Source organism: Hyphomicrobium sp. (assembly GCF_041659645.1).
In the GTDB taxonomy this organism is placed as follows: domain Bacteria; phylum Pseudomonadota; class Alphaproteobacteria; order Rhizobiales; family Hyphomicrobiaceae; genus Hyphomicrobium_B.
This window is the reverse complement of record NZ_JBAZXX010000003.1, coordinates 871,395-886,427: the sequence shown is the minus strand read 5'-3', so window position 1 is coordinate 886,427 and position 15,033 is coordinate 871,395. Positions and strand designations below refer to the sequence as shown.

Genomic DNA, 15,033 nt, shown 5'->3' with positions numbered 1-15,033 from the left:
CGCTCGCCCGAGTTGCACACGCTGCGCCGCATGAGTTGCACCAGCAAACGCCCGGTCCCAATACGCCTCGGCTAATTATTCGAATTATGCCGTTCCGTCCCCTGCGGCGTCCCTCGCGCCGGAGGTTCCGGCGTGTTTCCGGTCCCTGCGCCGTCGCCTTCGTCCTTCGAGTCCCGATGGTGCGCGTTTCCTCTTTCGATCGGAACGACAGGCGCGCGCTCGTACGCCTTTTCCGCTTTCTCCTGAATCCGGATGCTCTCCGGAACGGAATCCGCAACAGCAAGAGTCGCAATCGAGGGAATTCCCAATCCGGCGGCGACCAACAACAGACAACCGCGCTGGAAACTACGATGACGCCGCATTTGGAAGCTCCTTCCTGCGGAAGCTCATTTCCTACATGCGAAGAAAATATTTGAAAAAGCCTAGATTTTCAAACGGATCGGACGCGGTTATTCGTTTGTGGATAACAGCCGGACGAGATTTCCGGATGCCTCTCGCTTTTTACGAATCATCAACCACCAAGCCATCCGTTCCGCATCAAGTTGAGAAAAGAGACTAAAGTTTCTCTCATACTGGCTTCAAATCTATTTGGAATTCGAACAGCTCCCATGGCCCAATCACCGAAAACCTCCGACGACCGCGAACGCGCGCCGTCCTCCAATCCCGTGATGTTGAGCGTCCTATGCGCCGTTTTGGTTGCGATCGCCACCGGGACAATTTTCCTCGTCCGCTGATCGTCGAGCAAACCGGAACTTCGCCTCAAGCGCCGCGTTTCGTGCTAGTTGCGCCGGCTTGCAGCCAAGCGCAAATTTCCTATGTAAATCTGGCGCAACCATCACGGTCTGGCGGCTGAAAGTTAAGGAGCATCGAGATGCGGAAAGCAATGTTCGTAATAGCTGCCGCCATAATCTCAAGCGCGGCTCCGGCGAGCGCTCAACAGAGCATCAGCCCGCAGCCGTCGGGCGGAACGGAATCGATCATTCGGACGCCGTCGAGCAGCAGCGGCACCAGCAACGGAACATCCGGCAGCATCGGATCTCCGACGACAACCTATCCCGCACCTTTGCGCGATTTCAATAACCCCGCCGCAAGCTACGGCAGATTAGGAAATCCGAATACCGGCACCGGGTTCCGTCGCCGGTAGATCGAATTGCAAATAACAACGATCTGAATTTCAAATAAGCACGAATAAATGCTCGGCCCCGAGGTCTTGGGCGTCTTGTCCACTTCGCACGGCGCAATCGCTTTTCTATTTAAAAAGCCGCAGTGAATGATGGCATTTCGTACTGGCGGTTGTCTTCCAGACAATAGTCGGCGTTCGGGTCATTGAGCGCGTTAAACCGGCGTCGCAACAATGCTTTTCATTATGTGGCGACTGACGCAAAGTAGATTCATGCGATCCCTCCGGCGTCTGACGCCGAGAGCACGGTCGCACCACGTCGAAATACAGAGGCACAAATGATTACGGCCGTATCAGCGTTGAGTGCCTTTGAACTTGCCCGGATCCAGTTCGGGTTCACCGTTTCATTCCACATCATCTTCCCCGCGATCACCATCGGCCTCGGAACGTATCTCGTCGTTCTCGAAGGACTGTGGCTCGCGACGAAAGATACGGCCTACAGGGATCTCTATCACTTCTGGTCGAAGGTCTTCGCCATCAACTTCGGCATGGGCGTCGTTTCGGGCCTGGTGATGGCCTACGAGTTCGGCACCAACTGGAGCCACTTCACGGCATTCGCCGGCGGCGTCACCGGCCCGCTGCTGACCTATGAAGTGTTGACCGCCTTCTTCCTCGAAGCTGGCTTTCTCGGCGTCATGCTGTTCGGGTGGAACAAGGTCGGCCCGGGCCTCCACTTCTTCGCGACGATCATGGTGTCGCTCGGAACGCTGGTCTCGGCCAATTGGATTCTGGCGTCGAACAGTTGGATGCAGACGCCGGCGGGCTTTGAAATCATCGACGGCCGCGTCGTCCCCGTCGATTGGCTGAAGGTGATCTTCAATCCGTCGTTCCCCTATCGCCTTGCCCACATGGTCGTGGCATCTCAGATTGCTGTGGGCTTGTTCGTCGGCGCGTCCGCCGCATGGCACCTTCTCAAAGGCCGGTCGTCGCCTGCGATCCGGACGATGTTCTCGATGGCCATGTGGTTGATTGCGGTGATGGCTCCGATCCAAATTCTAATCGGCGATCAGCACGGCCTGAATACGCTGAAGTATCAGCCGGCGAAGATCGCCGCGATCGAAGGCCACTGGCAAAACACGCCAGGTCAAAGCGTGCCGCTGATCCTGTTCGGCTGGCCCGACATGGCAGCCGAGACGACAAAATACGCGCTCGAAATTCCCGATCTCGGCAGCCTCGTGCTAACGCATAGCTTCGATGGCCATATTCCTGGCCTCAAGGAATTCGCGCCCGAAGATCGGCCAAACTCCACCATCGTCTTCTGGACCTTCCGCATCATGGTCGGTCTCGGCCTGCTGATGGTGGTGCTCGGTTTCTGGAGCCTTTGGCTGCGCTGGAGAGAGCGGCTGTATTCCTCGGAGCTTTTCCTACGCTTTGCATTGATCATGGGCCCCGCCGGATTGATTGCCATCCTCGCCGGTTGGTTCACAACGGAAATCGGCCGTCAGCCATGGGTCGTCTACGGCGTGATGCGGACCCAAGACGCCGTCTCGAACCATTCGGTTCTCGCGCTCTCCATCAGCCTTACAGCGTTCGTCGTCCTTTATTTCGCGGTCTTCGGCATGGGGATCACGTACATGATGAAGGTCATCGCGCAAGGTCCCGACGAAGGCGGCGGTAAGCATCCAGATCCCGACACCGATCCACACCTGCGCCCAGCGCGTCCGCTGTCGGCCGTCGACGACAAGATCGACATCCCATCGTTCCCGGCCATTCGAGGAAATTGAACGCCATGGATATCGGTATCGATCTTCCGCTCATTTGGGCCGCGATCATCGGCTTCGGCCTGATGATGTACGTCATCATGGACGGCTTCGACCTCGGCATCGGGATCCTGTTTCCTTTCGTCCCAGACCGCACCGACCGCGATACGATGGTGAACACCATCGCACCGGTGTGGGACGGCAACGAAACGTGGCTGGTCCTTGGCGGTGCCGGGCTTCTCGCCGCCTTCCCACTCGCCTATTCGGTCATTCTGTCGGCCGTCTACCTGCCGATCATCGCCATGCTTCTGGGTCTGATCCTGCGCGGGGTCGCCTTCGAGTTTCGCTTCAAGGCCGACGACGCTCACAAGCCGATTTGGGACAAAGCCTTTGCCGGCGGTTCATACGTCGCGACGTTCTCGCAAGGCGTCGTCCTCGGCTCCTTCATCAACGGCTTTCAAGTCGCCGACCGCGCCTACGCCGGAGGCGGCCTCGACTGGCTCACACCCTTCAGCATCTTCTCAGGATTTGGCTTGATCGTCGCTTATGCGCTGCTCGGCTCGACGTGGCTGATCCTGAAGACGGAAGGCCCGCTGCAACAACGCATGCGCACGCTGGCGAAGCCGGTTGTCACCACGCTCCTCGTCGCGATTGCCATCGTCAGCCTGTGGACGCCGCTCTCGCATCCCGAGATCGCCACGCGCTGGTTTTCGTACCCGAACATCTTGTTCTTCTCGCCGGTCCCGATCCTCGTCGTACTTGCGGCGCTCGCTATAATTTGGGCTGTCCGGCGCGAAGCGCACGCCCTGCCATTCGTGCTCGCTCTTGTTCTCGTCTTTCTTGGCTATAGCGGCTTCGCCATCAGCCTGTGGCCGAACATCATCCCGCCGTCCGTGTCCATCTGGGATGCCGCCGGGCCGCCGCAAAGCCTCGGCTTCACGCTGGTCGGCGCCCTCTTCACCATCCCCTTCATTCTGTTTTATACGGCGTGGGCCTATCACGTCTTCCGCGGCAAGGTGAAAGCCGGCGAGAGATATCACTGATGCCGGATGATACCGGAGCGGGGCGAGTGCCGCTGACACGAACGGAACGGCCGACTTGGGTGCGCCGCATCGGATGGCTGCTGCTGATCTGGTTTTTGAGCGTACTTGCCCTTGCCGTCGTCGCGGGGCTGATCCGTTTGCTCATGACGTCCGCTGGACTGACCGTCTGAAAGACGGCCTGAACCGAGGCCATGAAAGCGTCGGTAGCAATACGATCTGGCCGGGCGCTAAGCCGTCTCCGGTCGTGCAAATCGCGCGAAGTCGCTGGTCACGCGCTCATAGACGACGCGCTTGAACGGCACGACCAGCTCCGAGATGGTCTCGATCGGCGCCCATCGCCACATATCGAATTCGGCTTTGGTCTCCGCCTTCGCCAAAATATTGATGTCGCTGTCGTTTCCAAGGAAGCGCATCGCGAACCATTTTTGCCGCTGCCCGCGATAGCGGCCCTTGAGGGCGATGCCGAGCAAGTTCGAGGGCAGTTCGTAGCTCAGCCAGTCCGGATGTTCGGCCAAGAGCTCGACATGCGTTACGCCCGTTTCCTCGCGCAGTTCTCGGATCGCGGCGATCCGAGGCGCTTCGAACTTTTCGATCCCGCCCTGAGGCATCTGCCAGATGTGCGCCTGATTTTCGCCAGCCCATTTCGGCCGACGGCGGCCGACCCAAACCAAGCCGTCCCGATTGAGAAGCATGATCCCGACGCACGTCCGGAACGGCAGCGCGTCACGCGATAGGCTCGATGGATTGGGCTGCAACGTCATTCCTCAATCGACTTCAAATGCCATTCCGGGTGGGATCGTTCTCCGATTCGTTATCGTACAGAAAAACGTAGCAACCATATGACATTAGACTGTCATATACATAACCGACGGTCACAAATAGCATTTTTAAGCAAAATGCGGACCAAAAAGCAGCCCTACAGTGCGGCTATCCACCGATGGGACAGGCGAGAGGCCCAAACTCGGCGAGAACCTGACGGTAAACCTCGCGCTTGAACGGAACGATCTGCTCCAGAAGATCGTCCGCGCGCGCCCATCGCCATTCGACGAACTCCGCTTCGAGCCCCTCCGGCGGCGTGATGCTGATTTCGCTGTCGTGGCCAGTAAACCGGTAGGCAAACCACTTCTGCTTCTGCCCGCGGTATCGGCCACCCCAAGCGACGCCGAGCAGCTCTGGAGGCAAATCGTAAGTGACCCACGACGACAACTCCGCGATCTGCTCGACCGACACGATAGCCGTTTCTTCGAAGAGCTCACGTCGCGCGGCGGCCGCAGGGGCTTCATCGCCATCGATACCGCCCTGCGGCATCTGCCACCATGTCCCGCGCCCCTCGGCATCCCCCGGAAGATCGGCGCGGCGGCCAACCCATACCAGGCCTTCGGAATTGATCACCATCTGGCCGACGCAGGGGCGATAGGCAAGATCTTCGGCGTTTACGCCGATTTTCGGCTGCTCGGTCATTCGCAAAGTCCCGTCCTCTTGAATTGCGCGCTCCATAGCACGAAGGGCGCCGTTTTAGGGCGCCCTTCAACAGTTCAAATGTCAGAAGCGTCGCCTTAGTTCGGCGTCACCTTCTTATCGTCGTCCGACGACGGGATCGGAGCCTTCTTGTCGCCGTCCTTCGACGGGACAGCGGCCGGCGTATCGGACGGCGATGGCGTCGCGCTCGAGGTTTCCGGCCCCTTCGCCTTACCGTCGAGGAAGTTGATCGCGTACTGCAGCTGCGTATCCTTGTCGGCGTCCTTGTTGACGTACGACGCCGAGCCTGACGGTTCGCCCAGATCATCGTCCTTCGTCTGGTCGGAACCATCCGGGTTCTTCAAGTGGCCGCGAAGGCTGGCTTCTCCGCGCGGCTTGTCGGCAGCGACTTTGTCCTTGAGATCATCCGGCACCGCTTCGGTGACGTTGATATCCGGCTCGATGCCCTTGGCCTGGATCGACCGGTTCGACGGCGTGAAGTATCGTGCCGTCGTCAGGCGGATCGCACCGTTGGCGCCGAGCGGAATGATCGTCTGCACCGAACCCTTACCGAACGAACGCGTGCCGACAACGGTTGCCCGCTTGTGATCCTGCAGCGCACCCGCAACGATTTCCGATGCCGAAGCCGAACCGCCGTTGATCAGCACGACCATCTTCTTGCCGTCGGTGATATCGCCCGGACGAGCGTTCGCACGTTGCGTCTCTTCGTTGTTCCGGCCCTTCGTCAGGACGATCGCGCCCTGCTCCAGGAAGTCATCGGAAACGGCGATTGCCTGATCCAGAAGCCCACCCGGGTTGTTGCGCAGATCGATGATGTATCCCTTGAGGTTGGGACCGATCTTCTTGTCGAGGCTGTCGATCGCCTTCACGAGATTGGCGTGCGTCTGCTCGTTGAAAGTGGTGATCTTCACGTAGCCGATGTCGCCCTCGACCTCCGATTTGACGGGGTTGATGCGAATGACGTCGCGCACGACCTTGATGTCGAACGGCTCGTCCTTACCCTTGCGAACGATGGTCAGCGTGATCGGTGTGTTGACCGGACCGCGCATCTTCTCGACCGCCTGCTCAAGCGTCAGACCCGAAATCGCTTCATTGTCGAGATGCGTAATGAGATCGTTGGACATCAGACCGGCCTTGGAGGCAGGCGTGTCATCGATCGGCGAAACGACCTTGATAACGCCGTTCTCCATCGTGACTTCGATCCCGAGACCGCCGAACTCGCCGCGCGTCTGGACCTGCATGTCCCGGAAGCTCTTCGGGCTCATGTAGGAGGAATGCGGATCGAGCGACGACAACATGCCGTTGATCGCCGATTCGATCAGTGCCGTATCGTCCGGCTTGTCGACGTAATCGGAACGAACGCGCTCGAGCACATCGCCGAATAGGTCGAGCTGCTTGTAGAGTTCCGAATTCTGCGATGATGTCGCCGAATAGGTTTGGGTGACATTGAGGAGCGTCGTCGCCCCGGCCAAACCCGTCATCAGCAGGAATGTCCAGAATGCATAGTCTGTCTTGCGCATTAGCCTTGTACCTTCTGCTGACCTGATGCCCACCAGGGATCGGGATCGATAGGACGCCCATCTTTACGAAGTTCAACGTACAATACGGGTCCGCTTACTGGTGCCGCGGACGACGAATTCTTTTGCCCACCACTCATGGTACCGACGGGCTCTGCGGTCAGCACGAACTGTCCCGGTTGGACATCGATCTGCGATAACCCCGCAAGCAGCACATGATAGCCGTCGCCGGCATTAATGATCAAGAGTTGCCCATAGCTGCGAAATTCTCCAGCGTACACAACCCAGCCGTCACAAGGCGACGTAACTTGGGCGGACGTCCGTGTCTCAATAACGATCCCCTTGGATTGACCGCCGAATTGCGTGCGCTCGCCGAATGCGAGGGCTCGACGGCCCTGGGCCGGTAACGGCAGTTTGCCGCGCGCGTCCGAGAACGCAATGGCAGGCTTGATCCGGCCCGGACTGCCGGGCACGAGCGATGCGCCGCCCGGTTCGAGATCGACCATGGCGACCTTCTGTCCGTTGCCCGCACTCTGAGCTGGCGGCGGCGCGGCGGTTGCGACATCGGTCGGGGGAGCCACGGTTTTTTGCGCAGGCGGCGGCATCACTGCGACCGTGCTCGGCGCCGGCTGTACCGGAGGAACAGCCGCTGCGGCCTTGGTCTCGGCTTTCGTCGCGGCGGCGTCGAGTGGTGGTGGCGTAATGGTCTGCGGCCCCGATTGCGGCGCGGCGGAAGCCGCTTGCATACCTTCGGCCTGATGGCGCGCCTTGAGTTCGTCGTCATAAGCGCCGAGCCCGGTCTTCTCGGTCACCGCCACATCGAGCTTGTTGATCAAATCGGAAAGACTGGTCACGCGCTTGGAAACATCGGCTGTCGCCATGCGGACGGAGGCAAGCTGCGATTGCCGATCCGCGAGCGACATCTTCTTGGCTTCCATCAGGCTCGCGAGCCGCGTCCGCGCCTCGTTGAGACGATCCGTCTCGGCCTGAAGCCGCGCACCTTCCGTGCGGATATTGCCCATCACCCGCTGCAAATCGGAAAGTTGCGTTCCGAGCGTGAGGGCTTGGTCTCTGAGATCGGGAAATGCCGACGACAGCAGCATGGCGCTGCGAACCATCTTGAGCGCGTCCTCGCGCCGGGTCACGAGCACCGGTGGCGGATTGCGTCCCATGCGCTGCAACGCGCTCAACAGCACCGCGATCTCGCCGTGCCGTTGCGCCAGCGAGCCGCGAACGATCCGCTCCTGCTCTTCAAGCTCCGACAACCGGCCCTCGATCGCCGTCATCTGCCCTTCGCTTCGCTGGATAAGTCCGGCAGTGTCGATGAGGCGGCCGTTCAACCGCTCGCGCTCGGCATCGAGTTGCGCCACGTCGGATTGGATCGTCAGCTCTTTTGCGGCGTTGACGTCAAGCTCGTGTTTCTTCTCCTGCAAAACCCGCTTCGCCGTCTCGGGATCGGTTGGAAGCGCGTCCTCCGCAAAAAGCGGGGATGGCATGAGCGCGAAGGAGAGCGCCAAAACTCCGGCAAAGCCCATGCGTCCGCCCACGTCGCCGATGCGAGGCCGTAGATCGCGCAACGCAGGTTGGTTCTTTGACACGAAGCCTCAGGTTGAAGGGCACATACGGCCGGTAGGAACGGATGTCGCCCGCTTGAAAACTGGATGAGCGAAGGATGCGATGAAAAAATTAAGGCATTTGCAGCGGAGAGCAAATTTCAAATGCGTAATGCTTTGCCAGCGGACGGTTCTGCGGTGAACCAAGGCCGCACCAAGCGCTTCAAACCAAGTTCCTTCAAAACAACGCACTTTGAGCCCTGTCGCTTCGGACCGGGACACTTCGAGATTGCCCGCCACGTTGGGAAGGCCTAAGCAAAACGACCGATTTGGCCGTGGATACGCCTGATGCAAACATTTCTCTACCATGCCACGACTGTTGCCGTCTTTGCCGTTCTCTTTGTTCTGCTCTTAGGTTTGTGGAACATGATGCGGGGCACCAGCCCGAACCTCAGCCAAAAATTGATGCGTTGGCGCGTCGGACTGCAGTTCGTCGCGATTCTCATTATTCTTGCCTACGTCATTGTGACCCACTAATGGCCGCCATGGCGCAATTCGCCCAGTCACGGCGGATGTCGCGGCGGCTTATGGGCCAAACGAGCTAAATCAGGTTTCAGATCGATGGTCGTTCTCAACCGCATATACACAAAGACCGGCGATGCCGGCACGACGGCGCTCGGAACGGGCGAACGCGTCCCAAAAACCTCACCTCGAATAGCGGCTTACGGCACCGTCGACGAAACCAATGCCGTCGTCGGCGTCGCGCGCACCCATCTGGCCGGCGCCGATCCCGACGTCGACGCGATGCTTCTTCGCATTCAGAATGATCTCTTCGACCTCGGAGCCGACCTCTGCGTGCCCGACAAGGGCGAGAAACTTGCCTACGAACCGCTCCGCGTTGCCGATGCCCAGGTGACAAGGCTCGAAGCGGAAATCGACCAGATGAACTCGGCGCTCGATCCGTTGCGTTCATTCATTCTGCCGGGCGGAACCCCCGCTGGCGCCGCGCTCCATGTCGCCCGCACGGTGTCGCGCCGGGCCGAACGCCTGATGGTCGAATTGGCGAGCCTGCCGGGTGAAAACGTCAGTGCACCCGCGCTCAAGTACATTAACCGGCTTTCCGATTTCCTGTTCGTCGCCAGCCGTTACGTCAATGATCGCGGCAAGGGCGATATCCTGTGGGTTCCGGGGAAAAATCGCTGACCGCGAACGGCCGCAATGCGCTCGGCTGCGCGGTCTCTTGCGGCTCCCCCCTGCCACCGCATTCGAAGTTCCACGATGCAGCCTAAAGACTTACCGAAACCAGCGCTTTTCACCCCCGCCGCGACGCAAGCGACGATTGACTTGGGCTGAACCCACCCGTAGCTTTCGCTTTTCGCAGTTGCGAGAATTGCGCCAGCCGGAGCTCGAACCGGCCTGGGCGCGTCCAGCTCTGCCGATCTAGCGGAGTTGCACCGCAAGGAAACCTGCGTTCGTCCGAAGCGTGGGAAACAACAAACAGGGGAGCGCCAGGATCCTGGCGAAAGGCATGAAGATCGTTGTGCCGGTCAAACGTGTCGTCGATTACAACGTCAAAATTCGCGTCAAGCCGGACGGCTCGGGAATAGACTTGGCGAACGTCAAGATGTCGATGAATCCATTCGATGAAATCGCCGTCGAAGAAGCTGTGCGCCTCAAGGAAAAGAGCGGCGCCAAGGAAGTCATCGTCGTATCGATCGGCTCGGCGAAGTCTCAGGAAACGCTGCGCACCGCATTGGCCGTCGGCGCCGACCGCGCCATCCTGATCGAAACTCCTGAAGGCACGACGATTGAGCCGCTCGCAGTCGCCAAGCTGCTGAAAGCAATCGTGGAAGCAGAAAAGCCGGATCTCGTTATTCTCGGCAAGCAAGCCATCGACGACGACAGCAATCAAACCGGACAGATGCTCGCGAGCCTCCTTGATTGGCCGCAAGGAACCTTCGCATCGAAGGTCGTACCGGCAGAGGGTTCGGTCACCGTTACCCGTGAGGTCGATGGCGGCCTCGAAACGATCAAGCTCAATCTCCCGGCCATCATCACGACGGACCTGCGGTTGAACGAGCCGCGCTATCCGTCATTACCGAATATTATGAAGGCGAAAAAGAAGCCGCTCGATATCAAGAAGCCGGAAGACTTCGGCGTCGATATCGCACCGCGGCTTAAGGTTTTAAAGACTGCCGAACCCGCGACCCGCAAGGCTGGCGTCAAGGTTGGCAGCGTTGCAGAGCTGGTCGAGAAGCTGAAAAGCGAAGCGGGAGTCCTATAATGACGACACTTCTCCTCGCCGAACTGAACGGCAACACTCTCGCACCCGCGACTGCCAAAGCGCTTTCCGCGGCGAAGGACCTTGGCGGAGACGTCCACATTCTGGTTGCTGGCTCAGACGTTGGTAGCGCCGCCGAGACTGCATCCAAGCTCGCTGGCGTCTCAAAGGTTCTCGTCGCGGATGCTCCTCAGTTGGCAAACGGTCTTGCCGAAGAGGTAGCGGCGGTCATCCTCGCCATCGCGAAGGATTATTCCGCCATCGCCGCCGCAGCGACGGCGTTCGGTAAAAACGTTTTGCCCCGCATCGCGGCGAAACTCGACGTCATGCAGATCTCCGACATCACCAAGGTCGTCTCGCCCGATACGTTCGAGCGGCCGATCTATGCTGGCAACGCCATCCAGACGGTGCAGTCGCCCGAGGCGACCAAGGTCATCACCGTCCGGACTGCTGCGTTCGCCGTCGCGCCCGATGGCGGTTCCGCCGCCATCGAAACCATTTCCGCGCCGGCCGCCGTCGCCATCTCGACCTTCGAAAAGGCCGAGCTGTCGAAGTCGGATCGCCCCGAGTTGACCTCCGCCAAGATTATCATTTCCGGTGGTCGCGGCATGGGCAACGGCGAAAACTTCACCAAATACATCGAGCCGATTGCCGACAAGCTCGGTGCCGCGATGGGTGCGTCGCGCGCCGCCGTCGACGCCGGCTTCGTCCCGAACGATTGGCAGGTCGGACAGACCGGCAAGGTCGTCGCTCCGGATCTCTATATCGCCGTCGGCATTTCGGGTGCCATCCAGCATCTTGCCGGCATGAAGGATTCGAAAGTCATCGTTGCGATCAACAAGGACGGCGAAGCGCCGATCTTCCAGGTCGCGGATTATGGGCTCGTGGCAGACCTCTTCCAGGCCCTGCCGGAGCTTGATGCCGAACTGCAGAAAGCCGCACGCTGAGACAACATCCGAACCCGCGGGGACACGACTTCATGTCGCAAGCTCAGAAGCTGATGGATAAAGGCAAGGCCGGCGCCAAGCCTGCCCGGACGATCAGCAAGGTGGGCGTCATCGGCGCCGGTCAGATGGGCAGCGGCATCGCCCACGTCGTCGCCCTCTCGGGCTATTCCGTGGCGATCAACGACCTGAAGAAAGAATCCTTCGACAAAGGCATCGAGGCCGTCACCAAGAACATGGCGCGCCAGATCGCCAAGGGCATCATCACGGAAGAGGATCGCGATAGGGCCCTCGCCCTCATCTCGTTCGCGCCCGCCATGGAAGCCTTCGGCGACTGCGATCTCGTCATCGAAGCCGCCACCGAAGACGAAGCGCTGAAACACAAGATTTTCTCGGCGCTGTGTCCGCATCTGAAGCCGACCGCGATGCTCGCCTCGAACACGTCCTCGATTTCGATCACGCGCCTCGCGTCCAACACCGACCGCCCCGAAGACTTCATCGGCATGCACTTCATGAACCCGGTGCCGTTGATGGAGTTGGTCGAGCTGATCCGTGGCATCGCCACCGAGGACGAGACTTTTTCGACGGCCAAGGTGTTCGTCGAAAGCCTCGGCAAGAAGACGGCGGTATCGGAAGATTTCCCGGCCTTTATCGTCAATCGCATCCTGCTGCCGATGATCAACGAAGCCGTCTACACGCTTTACGAAGGCGTCGGCACCGTCGAAGCCATCGACAAGGCGATGAAGCTCGGCGCTCACCATCCGATGGGTCCGCTCGAACTCGCCGACTTTATCGGCCTCGATACCTGCCTGAGCGTGATGCAGGTCCTTTATGAAGGCCTCTCGGATTCAAAATATCGTCCGTGTCCGTTGCTCGTGAAATACGTCGAGGCCGGATGGCTGGGGCGCAAAACCAAGCGCGGCTTCTACGATTATCGCGGCGAAAAGCCGGTCCCGACGCGCTGAGACCTCAGCCGCCGGTGAGGCCGCTGATTGCCCCAGCTATACCGCCGCGCTCGACGAGCGCGAACAGCCCGGGATAGACGACGCGCCACGATACCACCGCGATTGCAAGCGTGACACCGATCGCGATCGGCCACGACATTCCCCAAAATCGCTTGTGGCTCATCGTGACAAACACCAGCACGGCGACGAGCGTTAGCGCCGAAAGCCCGTTCCATAGTGTCGACAGATCGAGCGTGATCCCGCTCTTAAGCGCCGTGACCCCTGTCACAAAGAAACCAAGCGAAACGAGGGTAGACAGCAGCGCACCGTAACTGACGCTCAAAGCGCAGAGCTTCACATACGACATAGGCGAGCGGGGAAGCGTCCCAAGTGCGCGACAGACGTAGAATTGGATCGGCGTCAGGATAACCATGCCGACGTACTGCACGATTTCGTTCGTAACGACCGCGGAATTGTTCGCCGCGCTCGGAACATTGAAGAGCGCTGCATAAATGCGCGGCAGCAACACGTAGGCGAGCGTCATCTGCGCGCCGACCGTTGCGGTCAGAAATCCCCACTGCGATCGATAGGTCGGATCGTCCGTCAGCCGGATGATGGTATCGACGGGATGGCGCAGAAACGAGAGCGCAACCGCAAAAATGCCGTTGCTGCCGTGCGAGCTTAGAAACTCGGACGTCAGGCTTCCCCAGCCTTCAGGTGCTTGCTCCGGAACAGGCGCGACAGCGGGCGCACCGCAGGCGCCGCAGAATTTTCCCTGCAGCGCTGTTCCGCAGTTCGCGCAAAATCGAGCGCTTGTAGCTTCCGCGCTAACCCCTGCTTCCGGCATGACCGTGAACCCCCAATCCGCTCCGATCGATTTCGCTTCTATCACGGACTCATGACGCCAGAAACTGGCACATGCTGACGTTCCACGGTATGGAACCGGCTATTCGAGGTGGCCGGTCCGGAATGAAAACATGATTCAGACGAAGCGTGTAGCGTTGGTGACAGGCGCAGGCTCAGGCATCGGGCGGGCCGTGGCTCTAAAGCTTCAAGCCGCCGGTTTCGACGTCGCGTTGCTTGGCCGGCGCATTGCTGAGCTGCAAAAGACCGCAGACTCCGCATCGCCTCAAGGGGGCAGATTTTTCATCGCTCCCGCCGACGTCACCGACGAAACCGCCGTCGCCGACGCCTTCGCAAAAACGCAAGACGCGTTCGGACGTCTCGATCTGCTCTTCAACAATGCCGGCACGTTCACACAAGGCGTACCGATCGACGAACTGCCGGTCGCCGACTGGAAGCGCGTCGTCGATGTCAATCTGACGGGCTGCTTCCTCTGCGCGCGCGAAGCGGTCCGCATCATGAAAGCGCAGGACCCGAAAGGTGGCCGTATCATCAACAACGGCTCGATTTCAGCGATAACGCCACGACCGTTTTCGGCGGCCTACACGGCAACGAAGCACGCCATAACGGGCCTGACGAAATCGTTGTCGCTCGACGGCCGCGCCGACAACATCGCCTGCTCGCAGATCGACATCGGCAACGCTGCGACCGACCTGACCGCCAAAATGGAAAGCGGCATCCTGCAGGCGAACGGCACCACGATGGTCGAACCACGCATGGACGTTTCGCATGTCGCCGACGCCGTGCTCTACATCGCCAACCTGCCGCTCGACGCCAACGTCCAATCCATGACGCTGATGGCGACGGCGATGCCATTCATCGGCCGGGGATAATTTCACGCCTGGGCTCGGCCGTGCTCCACAGGATCCATACGGCAACAAACAGAAGCATAACGGCCAGCGTACGCCTCACAGCTTGAATGCGACCCAAATCTTGCAAGAGGGGCCGAATCCGGGAAGCGAGAATGACAATCGTCGCATGCACACCGGTCGCAACCAACGTATACGCGAAGGAGAGGGAGAGCGTCTGAGGTAAGAGCTTTCTACTCGTATCAATGAATCCCGGGAGCACCGCGATATAAAAGACCACGGCCTTGGGGTTAAGAATATTCGCAAGAAAACCCCGGCCGAAATGGCTTGCGGCAGACGAGGATTCAACTTTTTGGTGAGCATCGGCAGGTTCGCTGCCACGCCAAATCTCGTAAGCCAGCCAGAACATATACGCAGCGCCGAGCCATCGGAGCAATTGATACACCGGCGGCGATTCCGAGACGAACGCCGCGATGCCGAACGCTGCGAGGATGCCGACGACCAAAAGGCCCGCAGCTATTCCAGCAACGGTCGCAAACCCCGCCCTCCGTCCCTCGACGAGCGTCAAAATGGCGAGATAGGTCATGTTCGGACCAGGACTCAACTCAATGAGGAACGAAACCCAGAGAAAAGCGATCGGCACATTGAAAATCGCCGCGTCATGTAAAGCGCCCGGCATC

At 59.7% G+C, this 15,033-nt stretch carries 15 protein-coding genes; 9 read left to right on the top strand and 6 right to left on the bottom strand.

The genetic code is table 11. The annotated features are described in order from the left end of the window. The first annotated feature begins 1,458 nt into the window (after positions 1–1,458). Genes WC811_RS14215 through WC811_RS14205 form a run of 3 tightly spaced genes read left to right on the top strand, consistent with a single transcriptional unit; the run spans position 1,459 to position 4,093 of the window. Complete coding sequence (locus WC811_RS14215) at positions 1,459–2,904, top strand: cytochrome ubiquinol oxidase subunit I (RefSeq protein ID WP_372645677.1); 1,446 nt, start codon at positions 1,459–1,461, stop codon at positions 2,902–2,904. A gap of 11 nt (positions 2,905–2,915) precedes the next feature. Continuing rightward, the gene (cydB, locus tag WC811_RS14210; RefSeq protein WP_372645798.1) at positions 2,916–3,923 is read left to right on the top strand and encodes a cytochrome d ubiquinol oxidase subunit II; all 1,008 of its coding nucleotides are present in this window, start codon (positions 2,916–2,918) and stop codon (positions 3,921–3,923) included. Beyond that, complete coding sequence (locus tag WC811_RS14205; RefSeq protein WP_372645673.1) at positions 3,923–4,093, top strand: DUF2474 domain-containing protein; 171 nt, start codon at positions 3,923–3,925, stop codon at positions 4,091–4,093. The genes cydB and WC811_RS14205 overlap by 1 nt, the downstream gene beginning before the upstream one ends. Positions 4,094–4,150: 57 nt before the next feature. Here the strand turns inward: WC811_RS14205 and WC811_RS14200 are convergent, their stop codons facing one another. The 4 genes from WC811_RS14200 to WC811_RS14185 all read right to left on the bottom strand — a co-directional run bounded on the left by WC811_RS14200 (position 4,151) and on the right by WC811_RS14185 (position 8,517). Next, positions 4,151–4,684, bottom strand: a complete 534-nt coding sequence (locus WC811_RS14200; RefSeq protein ID WP_372645668.1) for an RNA pyrophosphohydrolase — start codon at positions 4,682–4,684, stop codon at positions 4,151–4,153. Between the two features lie 166 nt (positions 4,685–4,850). Beyond that, positions 4,851–5,384 (bottom strand): RNA pyrophosphohydrolase, encoded by a 534-nt coding sequence (locus WC811_RS14195; protein ID WP_372645666.1) that lies wholly within the window; start codon positions 5,382–5,384, stop codon positions 4,851–4,853. 95 nt (positions 5,385–5,479) lie between these two features. After that, complete coding sequence (locus WC811_RS14190) at positions 5,480–6,922, bottom strand: S41 family peptidase (RefSeq protein ID WP_372645664.1); 1,443 nt, start codon at positions 6,920–6,922, stop codon at positions 5,480–5,482. Then, positions 6,922–8,517: a peptidoglycan DD-metalloendopeptidase family protein gene (locus tag WC811_RS14185; RefSeq protein ID WP_372645662.1), complete on the bottom strand. Its 1,596-nt coding sequence runs from the start codon at positions 8,515–8,517 to the stop codon at positions 6,922–6,924. The genes WC811_RS14190 and WC811_RS14185 overlap by 1 nt, the downstream gene beginning before the upstream one ends. Positions 8,518–8,820: 303 nt before the next feature. Between WC811_RS14185 and WC811_RS14180 the strand changes: the two genes are divergently transcribed. The 5 genes from WC811_RS14180 to WC811_RS14160 all read left to right on the top strand — a co-directional run bounded on the left by WC811_RS14180 (position 8,821) and on the right by WC811_RS14160 (position 12,662). Next, positions 8,821–9,009, top strand: coding sequence for a twin transmembrane helix small protein (locus WC811_RS14180; RefSeq protein ID WP_372645660.1), 189 nt, complete (start codon positions 8,821–8,823; stop codon positions 9,007–9,009). Positions 9,010–9,093: 84 nt separating this feature from the next. Beyond that, positions 9,094–9,675: a cob(I)yrinic acid a,c-diamide adenosyltransferase gene (locus tag WC811_RS14175; protein ID WP_372645658.1), complete on the top strand. Its 582-nt coding sequence runs from the start codon at positions 9,094–9,096 to the stop codon at positions 9,673–9,675. A gap of 325 nt (positions 9,676–10,000) precedes the next feature. Then, positions 10,001–10,756 carry an electron transfer flavoprotein subunit beta/FixA family protein gene (locus tag WC811_RS14170; RefSeq protein ID WP_372645656.1) on the top strand — a complete coding sequence of 252 codons (756 nt, stop codon included), beginning with the start codon at positions 10,001–10,003 and terminating at the stop codon, positions 10,754–10,756. Continuing rightward, positions 10,756–11,700 (top strand): electron transfer flavoprotein subunit alpha/FixB family protein, encoded by a 945-nt coding sequence (locus WC811_RS14165; protein WP_372645654.1) that lies wholly within the window; start codon positions 10,756–10,758, stop codon positions 11,698–11,700. The genes WC811_RS14170 and WC811_RS14165 overlap by 1 nt, the downstream gene beginning before the upstream one ends. A 32-nt stretch (positions 11,701–11,732) precedes the next feature. Beyond that, positions 11,733–12,662, top strand: a complete 930-nt coding sequence (locus tag WC811_RS14160) for a 3-hydroxybutyryl-CoA dehydrogenase (RefSeq protein WP_372645652.1) — start codon at positions 11,733–11,735, stop codon at positions 12,660–12,662. A gap of 4 nt (positions 12,663–12,666) precedes the next feature. Here the strand turns inward: WC811_RS14160 and WC811_RS14155 are convergent, their stop codons facing one another. After that, positions 12,667–13,533 (bottom strand): zinc ribbon domain-containing protein, encoded by an 867-nt coding sequence (locus WC811_RS14155; protein ID WP_372645650.1) that lies wholly within the window; start codon positions 13,531–13,533, stop codon positions 12,667–12,669. A gap of 85 nt (positions 13,534–13,618) precedes the next feature. Here WC811_RS14155 and WC811_RS14150 point away from each other — a divergent pair, with 85 nt between their 5' ends. Then, a complete protein-coding gene (locus WC811_RS14150; protein WP_372645648.1) occupies positions 13,619–14,377 on the top strand; it encodes an SDR family oxidoreductase in 759 nt (252 codons plus the stop codon). Here WC811_RS14150 and WC811_RS14145 read toward each other — a convergent pair. Then, positions 14,361–15,032, bottom strand: a complete 672-nt coding sequence (locus WC811_RS14145; protein ID WP_372645645.1) for a LysE family translocator — start codon at positions 15,030–15,032, stop codon at positions 14,361–14,363. The genes WC811_RS14150 and WC811_RS14145 overlap by 17 nt on opposite strands. Position 15,033 lies beyond the last annotated feature (1 nt).